Here is a 23,849-nt window from a genome sequence, read left to right as displayed (position 1 = left end):
AACCACCTGCCCGAGCGAGGAGGCCATGCGTACACCCCGATGGACACCGGGCGCCTATCCGTCGCCCCCACCTCCCGTGCGCGGCCGTCGCGCCCATGCCGGCGCACCCGCCGACGAGGACCAGGAGGAGCCTGCAGGCGGCGCGACCGGCGGGACGCCAGCGCCGGAGAGCCGCTGGCGGATACGGCCGCGCACGGTGCGCGCGAAGATCGTCTGCCTGCTGATGGTGCCGGTGGTCTCGCTGCTGGCGCTGTGGTCGTACGCCACCGTCACCACCGCGCAGGACATCGCGCGCCTGAGGCAGGTGCAGCGCGTCGACGCCCAGATCCGCACCCCGCTCGCCAACGCCGTCGCCGCCCTGCAGGACGAGCGCACGGCCGCGGTGCGCTGCGCGAGCGACCCGGCAGCCGGACAGTGCGCCGCCTACCGCAAGCTCGCCGGCCGCACCGACAAGGCCGTCGACCGGCTGCGGCTCGGCGGCGACCACACGGTCGCCGCCGGTGAGGAGCTCCCCGGCGGAGTCGACCGAAGGCTCGAGACCTTCGTCGCCGGCGGGGACGGCCTGCGGTCCCTGCGCATCTCCGTGCGCGACGGCCACGCGGGCTGGGAGTCGGCGTACGGCCAGTACACCAAGATCATCGACGGTGCCTTCGGCGTGGACGGCGCGCTCACCGGCATCCAGGACGGCGGCACCGGGACGGACGCGCGCGTGCTGCTCGAACTCTCCCGCGCGGGTGAGGCGTTGGCGCAGGAGGACGCGGTCCTCGCGGGCGTCCACCCGGCCGACGCCCTCAGGGGCGAGCGGCTGCGGCTGTTCACCGGGGCCGTCGCCACCCGCCGTGCCCTCACCGTCGCCGCCGTCGCCGATCTGCGCGGACCGCAGCGCGACGCCTGGCACACGCTCGCCGGCGGCAGCGCGTACACCGCCCTCGCCACCGCGGAGAACGCCGCCGTCGAGGGCACCCCGGGGCCGCTGACCGCCGCACCCGAGACCCCCTGGACCGATGCGCACGCGCGTGTGCAGGACGGAATGCGGAGCATCGAGCACCAGGCGGCACACACCGCGGCGGACCGGGCAGCCCCCTTCCGCCGCGCCCTGCTCACCCCGGCCGGTGCCGCCGTGCTCTTCGGCCTCCTGGCGATCATCACCGCGTTCGCGATCTCGGTCCGCATCGGACGCGGCATCGTCGTCGAGCTGGTGGGCCTGCGCGACAGCGCCCTGGAGATCGCCCGGCGCAGCCTGCCGGAGGCGATGCGCAAGCTGCGCGCGGGCGAGGCGATCGACGTGCAGGCCGAGGCCCCGCCCGGACGGCCCGCCGAGGACGAGGCCGGACAGGTCGCCGAGGCCCTGGGCACCGTGCACCGTGCCGCCCTGCGGGCCGCCGTCGAGCGCGCCGAACTCGCCGGCGGCATCTCCGGGGTCTTCGTCAACCTCGCCCGCCGCAGCCAGGTACTCGTCCACCGCCAGCTGAACCTGCTCGACAGCATGGAGCGGCGCTCGGACGATCCGAACGAACTCGGCGACCTCTTCCGGCTCGACCACCTCACCACCCGCATGCGCCGCCACGCCGAGAGCCTGATCATCCTGTCCGGGGCGGCACCGGGCCGGGCGTGGCGCATGCCGGTCCCGCTGACGAACGTGGTGCGCGCGGCCGTGTCCGAGGTCGAGGACTACGCGCGCGTGGAGGTACGGCAGTTCCCCGTGGCGTCCGTCATCGGCGCGGCCGTCGCCGACCTCACCCACCTGCTGGCCGAACTGATCGAGAACGCGGCGCAGTTCTCGCCGCCCCACACGCGCGTGCGCGTCATCGGCGAACCCGTCGGCAACGGCTACGTCATCGAGGTCGAGGACCGCGGCCTGGGCATGGGCACGCAGACCCTGGCCGACGCCAACCGCCGCATCGAGGAGTCCGAGACGCTCGACCTCTTCGACGGCGACCGGCTCGGCCTCTTCGTGGTCAGCAGGCTCGCGACTCGCCAGGGCATCAAGGTGCACCTGCGCACGTCACCCTACGGCGGCACCACCGCGGTCGTGCTGCTGCCCACGGCGCTGCTGCACGAGGGCGCCGCCGAACGCGCGGCGGAGCAGACCGCGGAGGCATCGCCGGCCGTGGCACGCGCGTACGCGCGCACACCCGATGCCGTACCGCACCAGGAGTCCGTCCCGGCGACGGCCGAACGGCCCGCGCTGGTGGCGCACCTGCCGGGCGCGGCGGAGACCACGTCCGACCCTCAACCTCCCGGAGTGACCACCTTGCGCCTGCACCGTCCCCCGGTGGACACCGAAGAGTCCGAAGACCTGCCTCGCCGCGTACGTCAGGCGAACCTCGCCCCGCAACTGCGCGCCCGGCGCACCGAGGAGCCGGACCGGACGGCGGCCTCACCGGCCTCCCCGCGCGAGGACCGGCGCACCCCCGACGTCGTACGCGAACGCATCGCGGCCTACCGCGACGGCTGGCGGCGCGGCGGCGGCAGGCAGCCCGGCCGCGGCGCCGGACCGGATCCCGCACCACGCAGCGACAGCAGCGAAGGAGACCGCGCATGATCCAGGACCCGAGCCCGAGAGCCGCCCGGCGATCCGGCGAACTCGACTGGCTGCTGGACGACTTGGTGCTGCGCGTGGGCGAGGTGCGGCACGCCGTGGTGCTCTCCAACGACGGCCTCGCCGTGGGCGCCTCGACCGACCTGCGCCGCGAGGACGCCGAACACCTCGCCGCGGTGGCCTCCGGCTTCCACAGCCTCGCCAAGGGCGCGGGGCGGCACTTCGGCACGGGCGAGGTGCGCCAGACCATGGTGGAGATGGACGACGGCTTCCTGTTCGTGGCCGCCGCGGGCGACGGCTCCTGCCTCGCCGTGCTCACCGCCGTGACCGCCGACATCGGCCTGGTGGCGTACGAGATGGCACGGCTGGTCAAACGCGTCGGCGAGCACCTGTACACGCCGACGCGCGCCACCGCGCGCCCGCCCGCCGGCCGGTGAGGCGGGGTGGGGAGCAGTGGGAACAGTGGGAGTGGTGGGACCGGTCGGGGCCAGGTGAGGCGCACCCATGAGCCAGGACAGACCCGGCGGCGGCCCGGTGAGCCAGGACAGGAGTCGTGGTCCGGTGAACGAGGACGGAACCGGCGACTGGGTGAGCCGGCACAGGAGCCGTGGCCCGGTGAGCCAGGACAGGACCGGCGGCCCGGTGAGTCAGGACAGGACCGGCGGCCCGGTGGACCGGAACGGGACCGGCGGCCCGCGCGTGCCGGGCAGCCAGTGGTACGACGGCGAGGCGGGGCCGCTCGTCCGCCCGTACGCCATGACGGGCGGACGCACCCGGCCCGGCCCCACCGGAGTCCGTCTCGACCTGATCGCCCAGGTCGCCCTGGACCCGGGCGCGCCACGTTTCGACAACGACGCGGGGCTCGGGCCGGAGCACTGGGCCCTGATCGAACTGTGCCGCGCGCAGACCCAGTCGGTCGCGGAACTCGGCGCGGGCGCGGACCTGCCGGTGGGTGTGGTCCGGGTGCTCCTGGGCGACCTGCTGGAGCTCGGCTGCGTCACCGTCAGCCGTCCGGTACCGCCCGGGCAGCACACCGACGCACACATCCTGCGCGAGGTGATCGAAGGGCTGCGAGCGCTGTAGCCCTCCCGGAGGGAACGAAGTTGTGATGATGCCCAGTTGCGCCGGCACGTGCCGGCTCTCCCGAGAGAAGTGAGCGATGGCCTTCGAGTACTCCGACGCGGACAGTGGCGACACATCCCCGCTGGCGCTGAAGATCCTGGTCGCCGGCGGCTTCGGCGTGGGCAAGACGACCCTGGTGGGCGCGGTGAGTGAGATCAGGCCGCTGCGCACCGAGGAACTCCTCAGCGAGGCCGGCCGCTCGGTGGACCACACCGGCGGCGTGGACCAGAAGGTCACCACGACCGTCGCCATGGACTTCGGCCGCATCACCATCCGGTCCGGCCTCTCGCTCTACCTCTTCGGCACGCCCGGCCAGGACCGCTTCTGGTTCCTGTGGGACGAGCTGGCGCACGGGGCGCTCGGCGCCGTGGTCATGGCCGACACCCGACGCCTCGCGGACTGCTTCCCGGCGGTGGACTTCTTCGAGCACCGCAGCATCCCGTTCGTGGTGGCCGTCAACTGCTTTACGGGCAGCCGCACTTACGAGGCCGAGGACATCTCCCACGCACTCGACCTCGACAGCGGAACCCCGGTGGTGCTCTGCGACGCCCGGGACCGCGCGTCCGGAAAGGACGTGCTGATCAGCCTCGTCGAGTACGCCGGGCGGATGCACACCGCCCGGCTGCTCAACTCGGTCGGCTGACAGGTTCGGCGGACCGGCGATGTCACCCAGCCGACGGATCCCGGCGAGCTCCGGCACCGCGCGGCACCCTCAGCTCGCGACGCCTTTCTCGGACAGCACCTTTTCGATCGTCACGCGGACCAGGAGTTCCCCCGGCACGCCGTTGCGCTCCCCGAACTCCTCGGCGCGGTCCTCACCCATGTACCGCGCGCCGATGCGGGCTGCCCAGTGCCGCAACTCGCCGGGATCCTCCGAGATCCGGGCCCGGCCCTGCAGCACGACGAACTCGAAGGGCGGCCGGTCGTCGTCGACACACAGGGCGACGCGGCCGTCCCGGACCAGATTGCGTCCCTTCACGCTCGTGCTGCCGGTGTTGAACACCAGGTCGTCGCCGTCGAGCACGAACCAGATCGGCGTCACATGCGGGCTGCCGTCCGCCCGGACGGTCGCCAGCTTCGCGGTGCGGGTGCCGTGCGAGAGGAACGCCCGCCACTCTTCCTCGGTCATCTTCTGAGCCATGGACCTATCCTCCTTGCCCGTGGGCCGGTGGTGGGGAAGGCTGGCGAAGAGATCCTCCGGCCAGGGGGAGTCGTCACACGGGGAGACCGGAACATGGCGCAGAACCAGGGGCTTGACTGGCTGCTGGACGATCTGACCGAGCGTGTCGAGCATGTACGGCACGCCTTGGTGCTGTCCAACGACGGGCTGGTCACGGGAGCGAGCACAGGGCTGCGGCGCGAGGACGCCGAGCACCTCGCCGCCGTCTCGTCCGGGCTGCACAGCCTGGCCAAGGGCTCGGGACGCCACTTCGGCGCGGGCAGAGTGCGCCAGACGATGGTCGAGTTCGACGACGCGGTGCTGTTCGTGACCGCCGCCGGAAACAGCAGCTGCCTGTGCGTACTGGCCGGCGCGGAGGCCGACATCGGCCAGATCGCCTACGAGATGACCCTCCTCGTCAACCGGGTCGGGGAGCGCCTCGACGTGGAGACCCGGCAGCCCGAGATTTTCCCGCCTTCAGACTCCTGACACTCCTGACCTGCGGTTTCGTCGTCTCCCGTGGAGTTGTCCACAGGCCCGCCACAAGATCCGCCGAAGCGGCTACGGTTTTTTCCGAGGCCGCGCGGACGGCGCGGAGCACGCACTCCACGGGGGAGACCGACCATGTCAGGCAACACCGTCACGCAGGCGCACAGCACCTTCTGCACACCGAGCCGGGCGGCGCGCGAACTAGGACTCAGGCGAGGGGAGTTCGACCTCGCCGTGAACCTCGGCCTCATCCGCGCCGTGCCCGACGCAGGGGGCGGGGGCCTACGGATCGCCCGCACCGAGATCGGCCGTCTGTGCGCCGAGGAGGGATATCCCGAGGTCCTGAAGAAGAGCGTCGAAGCCGTGGGGTCCAGGAAGGGCGCGGAACTGCTCGGCGTCTCCTACGGCAGGTTCACCCGGCTGGCCCGCCTAGGCGTCGTCGTCCCGGTGAGGTTCTACCTGAACCGCTACCGTGCCGTCGTCTGGCTCTATCTGGCCGAAGAGCTAGGGCAGTTCGCGGCCGACGACACCAACGAATCCCTGCTCGGAGGCCGCACGCCCTCCGACCAGAGGGACCGGCTGGAGACAGGACTGGATCTACGTCCCCGGACCTGGCGGGGCCGGCATCTCGGCTTCCTGCGGCGGCAGGCCGGCGACCACCCGTGGGCCTACGCGGCGGCCGTGGCCTCCCAGCTCGACGACGTCCAGGTCGCGGAGATCGTTCAGGATCCTTACGAGCGCGCCCACTTGAACCGGTTCCGGCCCAGGCCGACCGCGCACGGCGCCCCCGGCTCGCCCGCCGCGCAACTGGCGGAGAGCCTTGCCATGGCGCAGGACCCGGACGAGATCAGCTGGCTGCGAGCGGATCTGGCCCAGGCGGTGACGGAGGCGCGCGCACTCCAGCCGGCGCCGCGCCCGGCGTCCGGATCGCGCCCGACGCCGACGCCGTCGTGCTCGGCGCCCGAGCCGCCGCGCGCCAGACTGGCTCCGCCTGCGGACCGGATTCCGCCGGTCCCCGAGGAACCGCCGCGCTCACGCGGCCTGCTGCGGTGGCTGCTTCGCGACACCGAGCCGAGCGTCGGCCGGACGGGAACATGCAGGCCCTCCGGCAGTTCGAGCCGCACCTGTACCAACTGACGTCGCTCACCGAACGTGCTCAGGTAGTGGGGCGTGTCGTGACCGGGGCGACGGCGGCCGATGCTCGACGCTTTGGCTGTGCGTTCGCCGGCCGAATGACCGGAAACAGGAGGTTGAAGCGCATGCTGGTGCTGAGCCGTTCGCAGGTCGAGGAATTGCTCGACATGGATTCGCTGATCAATGCCCTGGCCCCGGCGATGGCAGACCTCAGTGCGGGCCGTGCCTCGGTGCCCGATCGCGTCGCCGCCCTGGTGCCCGAACACGACGGATTCCTGGCGGCCATGCCGGGCTTCCTGCCGTCGGCCGGTGCGCTCATGACCAAGCTGGTGTCGCTCTTCCCGCACAACGACCCGGCCAAGTTGCCGACCCATCAGGCGCTGATCGTGGCGTTCGATCCGGACACCGGCGAACCTGCTGCGCTGCTCGACGGTACGGCCATCACCGCGGCACGGACCGCCGCGTGCTCCGCGCTGTCGGCGCGGCTGCTGGCCCGCGAGGACGCGTCGGTGCTGGCCGTGCTGGGCACCGGCGTGCAGGCCCGGTCCCACGCTCACGCGATCTGCCGGGTCCGCCCGATCCGGCAGATCCGCGTGGCCGGCCGGGACCCGGCGAGAGCCGCTGCCCTGGCGGAGGAACTCTCCTCCGCCCTCGAGGTCGACGTGCAGGCCGCCTCCGGCTACGCCGAGGCGCTGGACGGCGCGGACATCGCCGCCGCGACGACCCACGCCGTCGAACCCGTGATCCGCCGCTCATGGCTGACACCCGGAGTGCACGTCACGTCGGTGGGTTACAACCCGGCCGGCCGCGAGATCGACGACGCCACGGTCGCCGAGGCGCTGGTGTGCGTCGAGTCCCGCCAAGCCGTGCTCGCCCCGCTGCCCGCGGGCAGCAACGACCTGCTCATGCCGATCCGCGACGGCCTCATCACGGCCGATCACGTGCACGCCGAGCTGGGCGAACTCGTCGCAGGCAGCGCATCGGGCCGCACCGCGCCGGATCAGATCACCCTTTACAAGTCGGTCGGTGTGGCCGTACAGGACGCCGCGGCCACGGCCCTGGTCCTCGCGGCCGCCCGCGGGCAATCGATCGGGGAGGAGATCACTCTGCAGTGAAGCCGAGATCAGAAGGGGATCGCCCCACCACGGGTCAGGCCGATCGTCGGTCCGCAACGGGGTCGACCAGGCTGCGCCTAGGCCGCGATTGTGTCCAGGACTGCTGCGATGGAGGCGGGATCCCGAGGGCCTATGTGTGACGCCTCGGGAAAGTTGTGTACGCGGAAGCGGTTGCCGGGTGTGCGTGCGTCGGCCTCCGCGACCATCCTGTCGTGGAGCGCGGTGGCGATCGTCCCGTTCGTTGTTCGGTCGTGTCATCCCTCATGGTTCGACGCTATGAGTGGCTCACCGTGCCCGACAAATCCGTAACGCGGTGGTACGGAAGCCATGTCCCAATTCATCAGCCGCGCAGGTGGGACGCACCGTTCAGGTCCACGATGGTGCCCGAGGCCCACATGGCCGCGGGCGACGCCAGGAAGTGCACGGTGGCGGCGATCTCCTCCGGTGTGCCGACCCTGCCGAACGGGCTCTCCGCACGCAGGCGTTCGCCCTCTGGCCCAGCCAGTTTGGCCGCCTGGCGTTCCGTGGCCACGAAGCCCGGAGCGACGGAGGTGACCGCGATGCCGTGCGGCGCCAGCGCGACCGCCAGTGACTGGCCGAGAGCGTGCAGGGCGGCCTTGGTCGTCCCGTACGCCGGAAACTCCGGCTCTCCCCGGAACGCGCCGCGGGAGCCGACATTGACGATGGCGCCCCCGGCCCCACGCTCGATCAGGTGCCGGGCAACGGCCCAGCACAGGTCGGCCGGGGCGAGCAGGTTCACGTCGACCATGCGCCGCCATACGCGCTGCCAGTCCGCGAGTGGGGTGTCGGCGACGGGGTGGCGGTTGGCCTCCGTCGGCGCTACACCCGCGTTGTTGATCAGGACATCCACCGATCCCAGGCCGGCAACCGCCCGAGAGACGAGCTGTTCAGCGGCGTCCGGCTCGCCAAGGTCGGCCTGCAGCAGCACGTGTCCCTCGCCGGGCAGTTGGCGCAGAGTCTCCTCGGCATCGTCACGGTTGCCCGCGTACTGCACCGCAACCCGATCGCCGCCCTGGGCGAACGCCAACGCGACAGCCCGGCCGATGCCCCGCGAGCCCCCGGTCACCAGGACCGCCCTCATCGTGCGACCCCCGCGCCATGGACTGTCCCTGCCGGCCCGTGGCCCGCCGGCACACGGCGGCGGGCGGGCGCGGCCAGTACGGCAACACGGCAGTGCGGCACGGGCAATCTCCTGGTCGGCGAACCTACGGTCATGGACAGCTGCCCCTCTGCAACAAGCGTCCCAGCGCAGGCAACCAGGTCACAGCGCGTGCCGAGACCCGAGTACAGCTTGCACCCCGCCCTGTGGGCGAGGGTGTGCTGGGGGCCGAACCGCCCGCGCTACAGCGCCCGGAACAACCCCTCCTGTACCACCGACACCAGCAGTCGGCCCTCCACGTCGTAGATTCGGCCGCGGGCCAGGCCGCGGCCGCCTGTGGCGATCGGGGACTCCTGGTCGTAGAGGAACCACTCGTCCGCGCGGAAGGGGCGGTGGAACCACATGGCGTGGTCCAGGGACGCGATGTCGAAGCTCCGGGGGCCCCAGAGAGGTTCGACCGGGATGCGGACCGCGTCCAGGAGGGTCATGTCGCTGGCGTAGGTCAGGGCGCAGGTGTGGACGACCGGGTCGTCGCCGAGGGGGCCGACCGCGCGCATCCATACGGCGCTGCGCGGCTCGGCGTCCTTGGCCTCCTCCACGGTCCAGCGCAGCCGGTCCACGTAGCGGATGTCGAAGGGCTGGCGCCGCGCCATCCGCTCGTACTGCTCGGGCAGGGCGCCCAGATGCTCCCGGATCTCCTCGGTGACCGTCGGCAGCGACTCCGGGTCCGGGACCTTGCGGGCCGGCGGCAGCTGGTGCTCGAACGAAGCCAGCTCGGGCTTGTGGAAGGAGGCGGTGAGATTGAAGATCGTGCGGCCCTGCTGCACGGCGGTGACCCGGCGGGTCGTGAACGACCTGCCGTCGCGCACCCGTTCCACCTGGTACACGATCGGCACGCCCGGGCGGCCTGGGCGCAGGAAGTACGCGTGCAGCGAGTGCACCGGGCGGTCGGCCTCCGTGGTGCGGGCGGCGGCGACCAGCGCCTGGCCCGCCACCTGGCCGCCGAAGACCCGCTGCAGGGACTCCTGCGGGCTGCGGCCCCGGAAGATGTTGACCTCGATCTGCTCCAGGTCGAGCAGGTCGACGAGGCGCTCGGCCGGGTTCGTCATGCGGGAATCTCTCCTTGGCTCACAGCTGGCCGACGTCGGTGACGCGGACGACCGCGCGACCCTCCGCGTCCGAGGCCGCGAGGTCGATCTCCGCGCTGATGCCCCAGTCGTGGTCGCCGTTCGGATCGGCGAAGGTCTGGCGTACGCGCCACAGGCCGTGCTCCGCGTCCTCCTCGATGCGCAGCAGCTTGGGGCCGCGGGCGTCGGGGCCGGTGCCCAGGTCCTCGTACTCGTCCCAGTACCTGTCCATCGCCTCGCCCCACGCGTCCGCGTCCCAGCCGGCGTCGGCGTCCATGTCGCCCAGCTCGTCGACGTTGTCGAGGGCGGCGAGCTCGACGCGGCGGAACATGGCGTTGCGGACCAGGACCCGGAAGGCGCGGGCGTTGCTGGTGACGGGCTTGACCTCGTCGGCCTTCTCCTGGGCCTCCTCGGCGGTCATCACCTCAGGGTTGGCCAGCTGCTCCCACTCGTCGAGCAGGCTGGAGTCGACCTGGCGGACCATCTCGCCGAGCCACTCGATGAGGTCCTGAAGGTCCTCGGACTTGAGGTCGTCCGGGATGTTGTGGTCAAGGGCCTTGTAGGCGCTGGCGAGGTAGCGCAGCACGATGCCCTCGGTGCGGGCGAGCTCGTAGAAGGAGACCAACTCCGTGAAGGACATGGCCCGTTCGTACATGTCGCGGATCACGGACTTCGGCGACAGCGGGTGGTCGCCCACCCAGGGGTGGCTCTTGCGGTAGGTGTTGTAGGCGTGGAAGAGCAGCTCCTCCAGGGGCTTGGGGTAGCTGATGTCCTGGAGGCGCTCCATGCGCTCCTCGTACTCGACGCCGTCCGCCTTCATCGCGGCCACCGCCTCGCCCTTGGCCTTGTTCAGCTGGGCGACGAGGATCTGCCGCGGATCGTCCAGCGTGGACTCCACGACGGAGACCATGTCCAGGGCGTAGGACGGCGAGTCGGGGTCGAGGAGTTCGAAGGCGGCGAGCGCGAACGTGGACAGCGGCTGGTTGAGCGCGAAGTCCTGCTGCAGGTCCACGGTGAGGCGGACGATACGGCCCGTCGGGTCCGGCTCGTCGAGCTTCTCGACGATGCCGCCGTCCAGCAGGGAGCGGTAGATGGCGATCGCCCGCCGGATGTGCCGGAGCTGCTGCTTGCGCGGCTCGTGGTTGTCCTCCAGCAGATGGCGCATCGCGTCGAAGGCGTTGCCGGGACGGGCGATGACCGACAGCAGCATCGTGTGCGTGACGCGGAAGCGGGAGGTCAGCGGCTCGGGGTCGGAGGCGATGAGCTTCTCGAAGGTGTTCTCCGTCCAGCCGACGAAGCCCTCGGGCGCCTTCTTGCGGACGACCTTGCGGCGCTTCTTCGGGTCGTCGCCGGCCTTGGCGAGCGCCTTCTCGTTCTCGATGACGTGCTCCGGCGCCTGCGCGACGACGTAGCCCGCCGTGTCGAAGCCGGCCCGTCCGGCGCGCCCCGCGATCTGGTGGAACTCGCGGGCGCGCAGCGTGCGCACGCGGTTGCCGTCGTACTTGGTCAGCGCGGTGAACAGCACCGTGCGGATGGGGACGTTGACGCCGACGCCGAGGGTGTCCGTGCCGCAGATGACCTTCAGCAGGCCGGCCTGGGCGAGCTTCTCCACCAGGCGCCGGTACTTGGGCAGCATGCCGGCGTGGTGCACGCCGATGCCGTGCCGGACGTAGCGCGAGAGGTTGCGGCCGAACTTGGTGGTGAAGCGGAAGTTGCCGATCAGCTCGGCGATCTGGTCCTTCTCCTCGCGCGTGCACATGTTGATGCTCATCAGCGCCTGCGCCCGCTCCACGGCCTGCGCCTGCGTGAAGTGCACGATGTAGACCGGGGCCTGCTTGGTCGCCAGCAGCTCGGTCAGGGTCTCGGTGAGCGGGGTGAGCTCGTAGGAGTAGGACAGGGGCACCGGACGGGTCGCCGAGCGGACCACCGAGGTGGGGCGGCCGGTGCGCCGGGTGAGGTCCTCCTCGAACATCGACACGTCGCCGAGCGTGGCGGACATCAGGACGAACTGCGCCTGCGGCAGCTCCAGGATCGGGATCTGCCAGGCCCAGCCGCGGTCTCCCTCGGCGTAGAAGTGGAACTCGTCCATGACGACCTGGCCGACGTCGGCGTTCTTGCCGTCGCGCAGCGCGATCGAGGCCAGCACCTCGGCGGTGCAGCAGATGACGGGCGCGTCGGCGTTGACGGACGCGTCGCCGGTCAGCATGCCGACGTTCTCGGTGCCGAACAGCTTGCACAGCTCGAAGAACTTCTCCGAGACCAGCGCCTTGATCGGGGCCGTGTAGAAGGTGACCTCGTCCCGGGCCAGCGCGGCGAAGTGCGCGCCCGCCGCGATCATGCTCTTGCCGGAGCCGGTGGGCGTCGACACGATCACGTTCGCGCCGGAGACCACCTCGATCAGCGCCTCCTCCTGGTGCGGATAGAGCGTGAGACCGCGCTCCTCGGCGTACGACTCGAAGGCCTCGTAGAGAGCGTCGGGGTCGGCGGTCGGCGGGAGCTGATCGATAAGGGTCACGCACCCATCTTGCCTGGCCTCCTCCCGCATAGGGGAATCGGTTGCCGGTACGAAGATCATGACCAGTACGCTGTGAGGCCGACGGAGCGTCAGCGCACCCGGTCAACTGGACAGCGGCACAAGAGGAATGGGACGGGCAACGGGGATGATGGGACCAGCACACTCACTGTCGGGCGCCGCGGCCTGGCTCGGGGTCGGTGCGGCGGCCGCCGCGACGGGGCACCCGATGCCCTGGCCGGTCCTCCTCGTCGGCGCGCTGATCTGCGCCGGTGCCGCTCTCGCCCCGGACCTGGACCACAAGGCGGCCACCATCTCCCGGGCCTTCGGCCCCCTCTCGCGCGGGGTGTGCGGGGTCGTCGACAAGCTCTCGTACGCCGTCTACAAGGCGACGAAGAAGCAGGGCGACCCGCGCCGCTCCGGCGGCCACCGCACCCTCACCCACACCTGGCTGTGGGCGGTCCTGATCGGTGCGGGTACGTCGGTCGTCGCCATCACCGGTGGCCGCTGGGCGGTCCTCGCCATCCTCTACGTCCACATGGTGCTGGCCATCGAGGGCCTGCTGTGGCGGGCGGCCCGCGGCTCCAGCAGCGACGTCCTGGTCCACCTGCTGGCCGCGACCAGCGCGTGGATCCTCGCCGGTGTGCTGGACAAGCCGGGCAACGGCTCGGACTGGCTGTTCACCGAGCCCGGCCAGCAGTACCTGTGGCTGGGGCTGCCGATCGTGCTCGGCGCGATCGTGCACGACATCGGGGACGCGCTGACGGTCTCCGGCTGCCCCGTCCTGTGGCCGATCCCGGTCGGCCGCAAGCGCTGGTACCCCATCGGCCCGCCGAAGGTCATGCGGTTCCGTGCGGGCAGCTGGGTCGAGCTGAAGGTGCTGATGCCGGTGTTCATGCTGCTCGGCGGGGTGGGCTGCGCGGCGGCGCTGAACTTCATCTGAGCAGCGGCGCCGGGCTTCGTCTGAGAAGCGGGGGGCTGCTTCAGCTCCCGCTGCCCGTGCCCTGGCCCGCGGCGCCTCCGTAGCGCCGCTCGAACTGGGCGATGCGGCCCTCGGTGTCCACCGTGCGCGCCTTGCCGGTGTAGAAGGGGTGGCTCTCGGAGGAGATCTCCACGTCCACCACCGGGTAGGTCTCGCCGTCGTCCCAGTCGATGGTCTGGTCGCTGGAGGCGGTGGACCGGGTCAGGAAGGCGTAGCCGGCGGCGCGGTCGCGGAAGACGACAGGGTGGTAGTCGGGTTGCTTGTCCTGCTGCATACGTGCTCCTTGAGTCGTGGGCGCCGGGGTCAGCCGGACAGGGAGTCCTCGTCGACGACGTGCATCGCCGCCTCCTCGGCGGACGCCGCGGCGCCGTCGATGCCCACGTCGGTGGCGATCAGCGCGCTCTCGTCGTCCTCGTGCGCGCCCTCGTCCGGGGCGACGAGACGGCCGGAGCGGCGGGCGCCGACCTCGTTGTCCAGCAGTTCTCCGTCCGAGCCGTCGCAGTCGCCGAGGCCGTCACCGTCGGACATGACGAGCTCGGGCATCTCCTCGGAGAGCCGCTGCTCCAGCGTCTCCCCGCGTCTGGCCTCCGCTGCGGTCACGCCGTCGTGCTCCACCGCCCACGGCCGATCCGGAGGGGACCAGCCGCGATCGAGGGGGTCGTCGACACCGTCGTCGACCAGCGTGTCCTCGGCGTCGAGAATGCCCGAGTCGTCCTGGATCTCGGATCCGTCGGGCTGGTAGACGTCGTCTCCCCATCCGTCGGCGCTGTTCACGGATACCTCCAGTGGTGGGGAAGGGCCCGAACCGCGCCGGACGCCGGCCCGCCGCGCGGAGCACCCGCTGCGCCCGGGAGGAACCGACGGTCCCAGGACGCTCCCCGAGCCGGTGCCGATATCCAGCCTTCCACCCCTTTTCGGGACTGCGCAACGGCACGGCGGCAGGAGCCACCCGAGGGCAGGTCGCAGCCGGTCTCGGCCGGGACCATTCGGTTGCGGACCGGGTGGTCCCGGCAGGATTCAGTCGGACAGTACGGCCGAGGACCACACGTGGCCGTCGTCCGTCACCAGGTCGACGCGGTGGATGGAGGCCGCCGACCCGTAGGCGATCCAGGTGGCCCGGCCGGACGACGGCATCCACCACTGGCCGGCGTCGCGGGTGGAGCCGTCCTTGAGCAGAAGCCGGCAGGTGTAGTGGGTGCCGGGGCCGCCGGAGGTGATCTGCATGACGACGACGCGTTCACTGCCCGCGCTGCTCGGCTCCACCGTGCCGACATGGGCGCCCGAGCCGGTGACCAGCGCGGCGCCGTGCTCGCTCGGGGCGACCTGGACCGGGGCCGAGTCGTGGTGCAGCAGGGTCGTGCCGACGGTGCCCAGGCAGAGACCGGCCGCGGCGGCCGCGGCGACCAGCAGCGGGGTACGGCGGCGCCACCGGCTGAGGGAGGGGCGGCGCAGTTCCAGGCGGTCCAGGACGCGGGAGTCGAAGCCCGGTGGGGCCGCCACCGCGGGAGCCGCCGGCAGGACGGCGTCGACGGCCGCGGAGAGGTCGTCGTAGGCCGTGCGGCAGGTGTCGCAGGTGGTGAGGTGGCGCAGGAGCTCCGCCGGTTCGCCAGGGAGGGTGCCGAGGGCCAGGGCGGTCAGTTCGTCCTCGTCAGGATGGCGTTCCTGGTCAGGGTGGCGTTCCATCGCGGCTCCCCTCCTTCAGCGTGTCGCGCAGCCTGCGCAGGCCGGTGCGGATGCGGGTCTTGGCGGTGCCCAGGGGAATGTTCTCGTGCCGGCCCACCTCGGCGGCGGTGCAGCCGCCGAGCACGGCCAGGGCGACCGCGCGGGCCTGCTCGGGCGGCAGGGCGCGCAGGCGGGCGACGGCGCGTTCGCTCTCCAGGGCGAGCAGGGCCTGGCGTTCGGTGTCGTCCGCGTCGGCACCGGAGCTCAGGGTCGCGTCCAGCAGCCGTTCCAGGGTCTCGGACAGCACCGGGGTCGGGCGGCGGGCCCGGACGGCGTCGATGGCGGCGTTGCGGGTGATGGTGAGCAGCCAGGTGAGGGCGGAGGCCCGCCGGGGGTCGTAGTTGCCCGCGGCCCGCCAGGCCCGTACGAACACCTCCTGGCTGACGTCCTCGGCGAGGGCCGGGTCGCGGGTCACGGAGACGGCCATGCCGTACACGGCGTCCTGGAAGCGGCGCACGAAGGCGAGCGCCGCCTGCTCGTCGCCCAGCGCGAGACCGGCGACGAGCGAGGCGTCGTCGACCCGGTTCGCACGCGGGAACAGCTCCATGTCTAACGGTACGTACGAAACGGTCGAAGGGATTGACCCGACGAGAGGCAATCCGATCGAACCGATCACGGCGCCGTCCGGTCGATCCTGTTGCCGCGCAATCCGCCGAGGTCCCCCGCCCGTACAACCTCCGTCGAAACGGACGGAGAGATCATGAGTATCAGCAGGATCACCGTGGCCGGGTTCGCACTCGCGTCGGCGCTGGCGCTGGCCGGTTGCGGCAGCAGTGGCGGAGGAGGCGGCGGAAGCAGTGCCGGCAGTCAGGCGCCCGCCGCCATGGACACCTCCACGATCAAGGTCAGCAGCTCGCCGCTCGGCAACATCCTCACCGACGGCAGCGGACGCACGCTGTACCTGTTCACCGAGGACGGCAAGAACACCAACTCGATGAACTGCGACGCGGCGTGCGTCAGGCTCTGGCCGCATATGGAGGGCAAGCCGCACGCCGGCAAGGGCGTGCAGTCGAACCTCATCAGCGCCACGGGCGGTGGCAGCAAGGCGCAGGTGACGTACGCCGGGCACCCGCTCTACTACTACGCCAACGACCACGCGGCCGGAGACGTGAAGGGCCAGGGCATCGACAAGATCTGGTACGTCATGAACGGCAAGGGCGCGCCGCTCAAGAAGGCCGCCCCGGCGTCGAGCAGCACGGGCGGCGGCAACAGCAGCAAGGGCAGTGGCGGATACGGCTACTGACCCGGCCGGGAGCCGCCGCACGGCAGCCCCCGACCGGTGAACAGGACCCGGCTCACCCGTGCCACGACCGCCACAGCGCCGCATACGCGCCGTCCGCCGCCACCAGTTCCTCGTGGCTGCCGAGTTCGGCGATGCGGCCGTTCTCGACGACGGCGATCACGTCCGCGTCGTGGGCGGTGTGCAGACGGTGGGCGATCGCGACCACCGTGCGGCCGTCCAGGACGCGGGCGAGGGAGCGTTCGAGGTGCCGCGCCGCCCGCGGATCGAGCAGCGAGGTCGCCTCGTCCAGGACCAGCGTGTGCGGGTCGGCCAGCACCAGGCGGGCCAGCGCGATCTGCTGGGCCTGCGCCGGAGTCAGCGCGTGTCCGCCCGAGCCGACCTCGGTGTCCAGGCCGTCGTCCAGCGCCCGCGCCCAGCCGTCCGCGTCGACCGCGCCGAGCGCCGCCCACAGTTCGGCGTCGACGGCGGAGGTCCTGGCCAGCAGCAGGTTGTCGCGCAGGGAGCCCACGAAGACGTGGTGCTCCTGGTTGACCAGGGCCACGTGCGAGCGGACGCGTTCGGCGGGCATCTGCGACAGCTCGGCGCCGCCCAGCGTGACGCGGCCGTCCCTCGGCGCGTAGATGCCGGCGAGCAGCCTGCCCAGCGTGGACTTGCCCGCGCCGGACGGGCCGACCAGCGCCAGCCGGGTGCCGGGGGCGACCTGCAGCGACACCTTGCGCAGCACGTCCACGCCCTCGCGGTAGCCGAAGTGCACCCGGTCCGCGTGCACGTCACGGCCGTCGGGGGCCAGCGCCGCCTCTCCGGCGTGCGGCTCGATGTCGCGCACGCCGACCAGCCGGGCCAGGGACACCTGCGCCACCTGGAGTTCGTCGTACCAGCGCAGGATCAGGTTGACCGGGTCCACGAGCATCTGCGCGATGAGCGCACCCGTGGTCAGCTGACCCACTCCGATCCAGCCCTGCAGCACGAACACGCCGCCGATGATCAGCACCGAGCCGAGCACGGTCGCGTGGGTGAGGTTGAGGACCGGGAAGAGCACGGACCGCAGCCACAGCGTGTAGCGCTCCCAGGCCGTCCACTCCTTCACCCGGCGGTCGGACAGCTCGATGCGGCGGTCGCCGAGGCGGTGGGCCTCGACGGTGCGCCCGGCGTCGACGGTCTCGGCGAGCGCGGCGGCCACGGCGGCGTACCCCGCGGCCTCCGAACGGTACCCGGACGGCGCCCGCTTGAAGTACCAGCGGCAGCCGATCACCAGCAGCGGCACCGCGATCAGCACGGCGGGCGCCAGCGGCGGCACCGTCACGACGAGGCCGCCGAGCAGCAGCAGCGCCCACACCACGCCGATCGACAGCTGCGGCACCGCCTCGCGCATCGCGTTGGCGAGCCGGTCGATGTCCGTCGTGATGCGGGAGAGCAGGTCGCCGGTGCCGGCCCGTTCCAGCACGCCCGGAGGCAGCCCGACCGACCGGACGAGGAAGTCCTCGCGCAGGTCGGCCAGCATCCGCTCGCCCAGCATCGCGCCGCGCAGCCGCACCTGCCGTACGAAGACGGCCTGGACGACCAGCGCGAACACGAACAGCGAGAGGACGAGCGGCAGATGGAGCTCCTTCGCGCCGTCCGACACCCGCTCGACGAGATCGCCCAGCAGCCACGGGCCCGCCATCGAGGCGACCACGGACACCGTGTTGACGGCCATAAGGATCAGGAAGGCGCGGCGGTGGCGCCGGAACAGTTCGGCCACGTACGCGCGTACGGTCGCCGGGGCGCCGACGGGCAGGGTGTTCGCCGTCGTCGGGGCCGCCGGGTCGTAGGCCGGTGGCGCCACGCCGATCATGCCGTCTCCTCGATTTCTTCTTTGAGTTCGTTCATGGCCGGTACGCCGCTCAGGGCGGCCTCCTCGTCCGTCTCCCGGGTCACCACGGCCCGGTAGCGGGGCTCGGAGCGCACCAGTTCGCGGTGCACTCCGGCCGCCGCGACCTCGCCCTCGTGCACCAGCACGACCCGGTCCGCGTGGTCCAGGAGCAGCGGCGAGGAGGTGAACACCACCGTCGTGCGCCCCTCCCGCAGGCCGCGCACGCCGCGCGCGATGCGCGCCTCGGTGTGGGAGTCCACGGCCGAGGTCGGCTCGTCCAGGACGAGCACCTCCGGGTCGGTGATCAGCGACCGGGCCAGCGCGAGCCGCTGCCGCTGACCGCCGGACAACGACCGCCCGCGCTCGGTGATCCGGGTGTCCATCGCGTCCGCGGCCTCCAACGTGCCCTGCGCGAGCGCCTCCAGGACGTCCTCGCACTGCGCGGCCGCCAGCGCGTCGCGCGCGCTGACGTCGCCCGAAGCGGGTACGTCGAGCAGTTCGTGCAGCGAACCGGACAGCAGCACCGGGTCCTTGTCCTGCACCAGCACGGCCTGACGGGCCGTGTCCAGCGGCAGCTCGTCCAGCGCCACACCGCCCAGCAGCACGGAGGTGCCCTGCTCGGCCGGGTGTCCGCCCAGCCGCTCGGCCAGCCGCCCCGCCGCGTCCGGGTCACCGCACACGACGGCGGTCAGCCGGCCCGCGGGAGCGAGCAGCCCGGTGGCGGGATCGTACAGATCACCGGTCGGTACGCCGTCCGACTGCACACCCTTCGGTACACCGCCGTCCGGGCGCGAGCCCTTGGTGTCCGTGGCCCGCTCCAGCGACAGCACGCGCGCCGCCCGCCTCGCGGAGGGCCGAGAGAACGAGTAGGCCATCGCGATCTCCTCGAAATGGCGCAGGGGATAGCCGAGGATCATCACCGAGCTGTAGACGGTGACCAGCTCGCCGACCGTGATCCGGCCCTGGCGGGCCAGATGGATGCCGTACCAGACCACCGCGACCATCAGCAGTCCCGGCAGCAGCACCTGGATCGCGGAGATCAGGGACCACATACGGGCGCTGCGCACGGCGGCGTGACGGACCTCCTGGGAGGCGCTGCGGTAGCGGTCGAGGAACAGCTCCTCGCCGCCGATGCCGCGCAGCACGCGCAGGCCGGCCACGGTGTCCGAGGCCAGTTCGGTGGCCCGTCCCGCCTTCTCGCGCTGGAAGTCGGCGCGCCGGGTCGCCCGCGGCAGCAGCGGCAGCGCGGCCAGTGCCACCACGGGCAGGCCCACGGCGACGACCAGGCCGAGTGCCGGCTGGTACACCAGCAGGGACACGCACACGATCACGACGGTCAGCGCCGCCGCGGTGAACCGGGAGACCGCCTCGACGAACCAGCCGATCTTCTCGACGTCACCGGTGGAGACGGCGACGACCTCACCGGCCGCGACACGCCGCGTCAGGGCGGAGCCCAGCCGGGCGGCCTTGCGGGCGAGCAGCTGCTGCACGCGGGCCGCGGCCGTGATCCAGTTGGTGACCGCGGTGCGGTGCAGGAGGGTGTCGCCGAGCGCGATGCCGAACGCGGCGAGCGCCAACAGACCGCCCGCGAGGGCAAGGTGGCGCCCCGAGCGGTCGACCGCTGCCTGGATGGCCATGCCCACGCAGAACGGCAGCGCGGAGACCGACGTGAAGTGCAGCAGGCCCCAGGCCATCGCCTTGAACTGGCCGCCCAGTTGATTCCGGCCCAGCCACCACAGGAACCGGGGACCCGAACGCGCGTCCGGCACGCCCGGGTCGGGATACGGAAGGTCTTGAATCTGCATGACGGCTGACGTCCCAGTGGCTCGTGTCAGTTGGTTGAGGGGGCCGCGAACGGCGGTAGCAAACCGTGAAAGGTTCGCCTCGCGGCGTGGTCGGAGGCAACAGGTTTTCTGCTCCTGGGCCGTACAGAATGGGGCGATGCGAATGAACGGTGCATCTCGTACGGCGGTCGCGGCGGCGGCCCTCGGAGCCCTCCTGGCCCTCACATCCGGCTGCGGCGGCGGACATCAGGGAGACGTGGGGGACAAGGAAGGCAGGGGCGCGAAGGGCGCGGCGGGCAGCGTCGCCCTCACCCGCCCACCCATCGCCGACGCCACCAGCGCCCGCACCATCCCCGGCATCGGCGAGCGCCTGCACCGGCGCATCCCCGCCGACTCCCGCCAGGTCGTGGCGGTCTACGGCGCGGGCAGGAACTCCGCGACCGCCACGGCCGTGCTCTATACGAAGAGCGGCTCGAATTGGGAGCGGACCCGCAGCTGGCCCGCGCACAACGGCAAGAAGGGCTGGACCGCCGACCATCACGAGGGCGACCTGCGCAGCCCCATCGGCGTGTTCACCCTGTCGGACGCCGGCGGTGTCCTCGACGACCCCGGCGCCCGCCTTCCGTACACGCAGGACGCGTCCTTCGAGGCCCCGCGCGAATGGGAGAGGTCCCACTGGCACGACTTCGACTACGTCATCGCCATCGACTACAACCGCGTCACGGGCACCGCACCCGACGACCCGGAGCGCCCGCAGGGCGACGAGAAGGGCGGCGGCATCTGGCTGCACCTGGACCACGGCAGCGGTACGTCGGCGTGCATCAGCGTCTCGAAGTCGGCGATGCGGTACCTGCTGCGCACGCTCGACCCGGACCTGCATCCGGTGATGGTGATGGGGGACAGGGCGGGTCTGAAGGCGTAGGCCGGTCGGCAGGCGACCGTGTAACTCAAGCTCCCATCACCCAGGGCGAGTTGAGTACCGGTACTCAGGTCGAGTGAATGTCGGGACGGCGAGGATCGGTGCTGCCGGCGCGGACGAGTGCGCCGGCTCCACCCGACCAGCCGGCCGGGGCCGACACCCCAGCCGGGGCCGACCGCCGAGCCCGGCCCGGGCCGGCCGGCCCGTCGCCGCCGAGGCGGCCCCACCCAGTCACGGAGAGCTCACCATGTCCCGTCGTCGTGTCGTCCTGTCCGTCGCCACCGGTGTCGTCGTCCTCGGCGGTGCGGGAGCCTTCGCCATGGCCCAGGCCGGCGAGCAGCCCCCGGCCCTGGTGCACAGCGCCGCCCACTACACCGCGCCCACCGGCGACCGCGGCGGCTCGTTCACCTTCACCACCGGCGTCACGGCCTCCTCGGGCCTGAAGAGCCTGAAGGTGCTGGCGTGGCCGGCCGACTCCACGCTCGGCAAGAAGGGCCCGACCGCCAGGGAGATGACCCAGGTGGACTCCGCCACCTGCAGGCCCGCCCCCGACGACACCGCGCGCTGCACCTACACCACCCCGGTCGACCGCGCCGACGTGGCCATGTCCCCGCACGGCACCTGGCACATCGCGGTCCTCGCCAGCGCGAAGAACGGGACGACGACCTTCGACGCCAAGGTGACGGACTTCAAGGTCGGTTAAAGCGGTTCGGTCGCCGGAAGCCGGCCGCGCGTCGCGCCGGTGGACGCCTCATTGCGCGCACCGTCGACCGGCCGTAGAACATCGGCCATGAAGAGACGGATAGTCATGTCCATGCTCGCCGGAGTCACCCTCCTGGCGAGCACCCTCGTGGGGGTGGTCCCGGCCCAGTCCGCCGAGCGGCCCGCCCGACCGGCCGACGTCCCAGCCGAGTTCGGCACCGACTGGCACGACCCGCTGACCGCCGCCCCGCCGATCCGGAAACCCAGCGGCAAGGCCTGCCAAGTCACCCTCGCCGAGGCCCAGTTCCGCGACTTCACGCCGTACAAGGGCACGTACACCCCGCCGCGCGGCTGCGGCGACCGGTGGAGCAAGGTGGTGCTGCGGCTCGAAGGCGCGGTCAAGGGGCGGCAGTTCGACCGGCTGGGCTACCTGCATGTCGGCGGGGTCGAGGTTCTGCGCACGTCGACCCCCGAGCCCTCGCCCGAGGGCATCGGCTGGTCCGTCGAGAAGGACGTCACGCGCTACAGCGACACCTTCCGCCGCGGCCAGGACGTCGAGATGCTCATCGGCAACGTCGTCGACGACACCTACACCGGCGTCATCGACGTCAAGGCCACACTCACCTTCTACGCCGGCAGGCCCGCCGCGAAGGCGACTCCCGACAAGGTCCTGACCCTCGGCGACGGCAACACCCTCACCACCCCGCGCAACAGCGAACGCATCCTCGCCGAGGTGTACGCCACCGGATCCGGTGGCGGCTGCGAGGAGTTCTGGTATCTGGCGGTGCCCGGCAAGGCCCCGTACTCCTGCCGGACCGACGACGGCCCCTACCGCGAGGTGCGGATCAAGGTCGACGGCCAACTCGCCGGAATCGCCGCACCGTTCCCGCACGTGTGGACCGGCGGATGGTCCAACCCCTTCCTCTGGTACGTGATTCCGGGCCCGCGCGCCTTCGACGTCAGGCCCATCGAGTACGACCTCACCTCCTTCGCCGGCCTGCTCGACGACGGCCGCCCGCACCGCGTCGAGGTCTCCGTCGTCGGCGTGCCCGAGGGGCAGAGCGGCTGGAGCGCGCCGGTCAACGTCCTCGTGTGGCAGGACGCCGGGCGCGCGCAGCTGACCGGCAAGCTCACCGTGCACAGGGCGGGCGACCTCGTCAACTCCTCGACGTACACGGCCGGTTCGCCCGAGCGGGTGGACACCGATGCCACGCACCGGCTGACCGTCGCCGGCTACGTCGACACCTCGCACGGCCGCGTGACGACCACCGTGAGCCGCTCGCTCACCAACTCCTCCGTGCACCGCTGGACCGACGGTGAAAACGTCGACGGGCTCGACGCCACCTGGAGCGACGACGAGGCCGTCACCGTCGAGGGGCGCGGCGGGCCCGCCCGGACGACGCGCACCCACCGCACGTACACGATGAACGGCTCCACCACGATCGGCGACGACGCCCGGCTGCGGACCGTGCTGACCCTGGGCGACCGTGCCACGGTCGCCGAGACGCGCGGCGGCCGGCGGACCGGCTGGTCGCGGCTGGACGACACCGTCAGCGGCGACGCCACGTACACCACGGGCGTGCCGCGCGAGCAGCGGCACGCGGTCGGCACGACGAGTGAGCGCTACCGGCTGTACGGCCCGGCGGGCTGCTACGACCGCACCCTCATCGCCGTGCAGGGCGTGCTCACGCAGGACCGCGACCGCTGCTGAGCAGAGGGGCAGAGGGGCAGAGGGGCAGAGGGGGGTGTCCGGCCGGTCAGCAGCGGTGACCGGTTACCGGCATTCCCTGCTCCACCAGCGTGTCCAGCAGTCCGCCGAGGACCTCGCGCTGCTCGTCCGTGAGCGGCGCGAGGACCTCCGCGGCGGCCGTGCGGCGCGCCTCGCGCAGCGCGCGCAGCGCGGTGCGGCCGTCCTCGGTGAGCTCGATGCGGATCACCCGGCGGTTGGTGGGATCGGGCGCGCGGCGCACCTTGCCGCTCGCCTCCAGCCCGTCCACGAGCGTGGTCACGGCGCGGGGGACCACCTCCAGGCGCTCGGCGAGGTCCGCCATGCGCGGCGGCTCGTCGTAGTGCGCCAGCGTGCGCAGCAGCCGGGACTGCGCCGGGGTCACACCCAGACCCGCCAGTTCGATGTGGCGCTTCTGGATGCGGTGCATGCGACGGGTGAACCGCAGCAGTTGCTCGGCGAGCAGGCTGTCGGTGTCCGGGGTGGTCATGCGGGAACAATATCAGGACCTACTGCATTGTGAGCATAGGTAACAATGAGCTAAGGTCCGTCAGGCGGCGCCAGACCTGCGCCGGCACTCCGTTCTTCGATCCCGAACC

23 protein-coding genes and 1 pseudogene are annotated in these 23,849 nt (G+C 72.0%); 12 read left to right on the top strand and 12 right to left on the bottom strand.

Annotation, left to right across the window (positions count from 1 at the left end; all coding sequences use genetic code 11):
* The first annotated feature begins 25 nt into the window (after positions 1-25).
* From ACFU97_RS35430 to ACFU97_RS35415, 4 genes are all read left to right on the top strand, one after another.
* On the top strand, positions 26-2,545 hold the full coding sequence (locus tag ACFU97_RS35430; RefSeq protein ID WP_384264762.1) for a nitrate- and nitrite sensing domain-containing protein: 2,520 nt from the start codon (positions 26-28) through the stop codon (positions 2,543-2,545).
* Positions 2,542-2,979 carry a roadblock/LC7 domain-containing protein gene (locus ACFU97_RS35425; RefSeq protein WP_384264760.1) on the top strand — a complete coding sequence of 146 codons (438 nt, stop codon included), beginning with the start codon at positions 2,542-2,544 and terminating at the stop codon, positions 2,977-2,979. Before ACFU97_RS35430 ends, ACFU97_RS35425 begins: the two co-directional genes overlap by 4 nt.
* A gap of 232 nt (positions 2,980-3,211) precedes the next feature.
* Complete coding sequence (locus ACFU97_RS35420) at positions 3,212-3,625, top strand: DUF742 domain-containing protein (RefSeq protein ID WP_384264790.1); 414 nt, start codon at positions 3,212-3,214, stop codon at positions 3,623-3,625.
* Positions 3,626-3,701: 76 nt separating this feature from the next.
* On the top strand, positions 3,702-4,307 hold the full coding sequence (locus ACFU97_RS35415) for an ATP/GTP-binding protein (protein WP_384264758.1): 606 nt from the start codon (positions 3,702-3,704) through the stop codon (positions 4,305-4,307).
* Positions 4,308-4,376: 69 nt separating this feature from the next.
* On the opposite strand, the gene ACFU97_RS35410 is transcribed toward ACFU97_RS35415, so the two are convergent.
* The gene (locus ACFU97_RS35410; RefSeq protein ID WP_384264756.1) at positions 4,377-4,805 is read right to left on the bottom strand and encodes a PPOX class F420-dependent oxidoreductase; all 429 of its coding nucleotides are present in this window, start codon (positions 4,803-4,805) and stop codon (positions 4,377-4,379) included.
* A 93-nt stretch (positions 4,806-4,898) separates the two neighbouring features.
* Here ACFU97_RS35410 and ACFU97_RS35405 point away from each other — a divergent pair, with 93 nt between their 5' ends.
* From ACFU97_RS35405 to ACFU97_RS35395, 3 genes are all read left to right on the top strand, one after another.
* On the top strand, positions 4,899-5,312 hold the full coding sequence (locus tag ACFU97_RS35405; RefSeq protein ID WP_384264754.1) for a roadblock/LC7 domain-containing protein: 414 nt from the start codon (positions 4,899-4,901) through the stop codon (positions 5,310-5,312).
* Positions 5,313-5,447: 135 nt separating this feature from the next.
* Positions 5,448-6,449, top strand: coding sequence for a DUF6397 family protein (locus tag ACFU97_RS35400; protein ID WP_384264753.1), 1,002 nt, complete (start codon positions 5,448-5,450; stop codon positions 6,447-6,449).
* Positions 6,450-6,571: 122 nt separating this feature from the next.
* Entirely contained in the window at positions 6,572-7,561 is a 990-nt protein-coding gene (locus ACFU97_RS35395) for an ornithine cyclodeaminase family protein (protein WP_384264789.1), read from the top strand.
* Positions 7,562-7,638: 77 nt separating this feature from the next.
* Here ACFU97_RS35395 and ACFU97_RS35390 read toward each other — a convergent pair.
* The 4 genes and pseudogenes from ACFU97_RS35390 to ACFU97_RS35375 form a co-directional block, all read right to left on the bottom strand.
* Positions 7,639-7,794, bottom strand: a pseudogene (locus ACFU97_RS35390) (alpha/beta hydrolase); the annotation flags it as partial.
* A gap of 107 nt (positions 7,795-7,901) precedes the next feature.
* Positions 7,902-8,663, bottom strand: coding sequence for an SDR family NAD(P)-dependent oxidoreductase (locus tag ACFU97_RS35385; protein ID WP_384264751.1), 762 nt, complete (start codon positions 8,661-8,663; stop codon positions 7,902-7,904).
* A gap of 260 nt (positions 8,664-8,923) precedes the next feature.
* Complete coding sequence (locus tag ACFU97_RS35380; RefSeq protein WP_384264750.1) at positions 8,924-9,790, bottom strand: acyl-CoA thioesterase; 867 nt, start codon at positions 9,788-9,790, stop codon at positions 8,924-8,926.
* A gap of 19 nt (positions 9,791-9,809) precedes the next feature.
* On the bottom strand, positions 9,810-12,323 hold the full coding sequence (locus ACFU97_RS35375) for a DEAD/DEAH box helicase (protein WP_384264749.1): 2,514 nt from the start codon (positions 12,321-12,323) through the stop codon (positions 9,810-9,812).
* Positions 12,324-12,468: 145 nt separating this feature from the next.
* Between ACFU97_RS35375 and ACFU97_RS35370 the strand changes: the two genes are divergently transcribed.
* Positions 12,469-13,263, top strand: a complete 795-nt coding sequence (locus tag ACFU97_RS35370) for a metal-dependent hydrolase (RefSeq protein WP_384264747.1) — start codon at positions 12,469-12,471, stop codon at positions 13,261-13,263.
* Between the two features lie 40 nt (positions 13,264-13,303).
* On the opposite strand, the gene ACFU97_RS35365 is transcribed toward ACFU97_RS35370, so the two are convergent.
* The 4 genes from ACFU97_RS35365 to ACFU97_RS35350 form a co-directional block, all read right to left on the bottom strand.
* Complete coding sequence (locus ACFU97_RS35365; protein ID WP_384264746.1) at positions 13,304-13,576, bottom strand: type B 50S ribosomal protein L31; 273 nt, start codon at positions 13,574-13,576, stop codon at positions 13,304-13,306.
* Positions 13,577-13,605: 29 nt separating this feature from the next.
* A complete protein-coding gene (locus ACFU97_RS35360) occupies positions 13,606-14,076 on the bottom strand; it encodes a DUF5709 domain-containing protein (protein WP_384264744.1) in 471 nt (156 codons plus the stop codon).
* Between the two features lie 243 nt (positions 14,077-14,319).
* The gene (locus ACFU97_RS35355; protein WP_384264742.1) at positions 14,320-14,985 is read right to left on the bottom strand and encodes a hypothetical protein; all 666 of its coding nucleotides are present in this window, start codon (positions 14,983-14,985) and stop codon (positions 14,320-14,322) included.
* The gene (locus ACFU97_RS35350; RefSeq protein WP_384264741.1) at positions 14,969-15,571 is read right to left on the bottom strand and encodes an RNA polymerase sigma factor; all 603 of its coding nucleotides are present in this window, start codon (positions 15,569-15,571) and stop codon (positions 14,969-14,971) included. The genes ACFU97_RS35355 and ACFU97_RS35350 overlap by 17 nt, the downstream gene beginning before the upstream one ends.
* A 153-nt stretch (positions 15,572-15,724) precedes the next feature.
* Between ACFU97_RS35350 and ACFU97_RS35345 the strand changes: the two genes are divergently transcribed.
* A complete protein-coding gene (locus ACFU97_RS35345; protein ID WP_384264739.1) occupies positions 15,725-16,267 on the top strand; it encodes a hypothetical protein in 543 nt (180 codons plus the stop codon).
* A 52-nt stretch (positions 16,268-16,319) separates the two neighbouring features.
* On the opposite strand, the gene ACFU97_RS35340 is transcribed toward ACFU97_RS35345, so the two are convergent.
* Positions 16,320-18,101 (bottom strand): ABC transporter ATP-binding protein, encoded by a 1,782-nt coding sequence (locus ACFU97_RS35340; protein WP_384264738.1) that lies wholly within the window; start codon positions 18,099-18,101, stop codon positions 16,320-16,322.
* Positions 18,098-19,924, bottom strand: coding sequence for an ABC transporter ATP-binding protein (locus ACFU97_RS35335; RefSeq protein WP_384264736.1), 1,827 nt, complete (start codon positions 19,922-19,924; stop codon positions 18,098-18,100). The genes ACFU97_RS35340 and ACFU97_RS35335 overlap by 4 nt, the downstream gene beginning before the upstream one ends.
* A gap of 136 nt (positions 19,925-20,060) precedes the next feature.
* Between ACFU97_RS35335 and ACFU97_RS35330 the strand changes: the two genes are divergently transcribed.
* The 3 genes from ACFU97_RS35330 to ACFU97_RS35320 all read left to right on the top strand — a co-directional run bounded on the left by ACFU97_RS35330 (position 20,061) and on the right by ACFU97_RS35320 (position 23,235).
* On the top strand, positions 20,061-20,825 hold the full coding sequence (locus ACFU97_RS35330) for a L,D-transpeptidase family protein (protein WP_384264735.1): 765 nt from the start codon (positions 20,061-20,063) through the stop codon (positions 20,823-20,825).
* Positions 20,826-21,069: 244 nt separating this feature from the next.
* A complete protein-coding gene (locus tag ACFU97_RS35325; protein ID WP_384264733.1) occupies positions 21,070-21,525 on the top strand; it encodes a DUF5707 domain-containing protein in 456 nt (151 codons plus the stop codon).
* Between the two features lie 87 nt (positions 21,526-21,612).
* Positions 21,613-23,235: a peptide-N4-asparagine amidase gene (locus tag ACFU97_RS35320; RefSeq protein ID WP_384264732.1), complete on the top strand. Its 1,623-nt coding sequence runs from the start codon at positions 21,613-21,615 to the stop codon at positions 23,233-23,235.
* A gap of 46 nt (positions 23,236-23,281) precedes the next feature.
* Here ACFU97_RS35320 and ACFU97_RS35315 read toward each other — a convergent pair whose 3' ends face one another.
* Entirely contained in the window at positions 23,282-23,740 is a 459-nt protein-coding gene (locus ACFU97_RS35315) for a MarR family winged helix-turn-helix transcriptional regulator (RefSeq protein ID WP_384264731.1), read from the bottom strand.
* Between the last annotated feature and the right edge of the window lie 109 nt (positions 23,741-23,849).

Source organism: Streptomyces sp. NPDC057616 (assembly GCF_042800575.1).
GTDB lineage: Bacteria > Actinomycetota > Actinomycetes > Streptomycetales > Streptomycetaceae > Streptomyces.
Note: the sequence above shows the minus strand (reverse complement) of the source record. Positions and strands in the feature narration are given on the sequence as shown.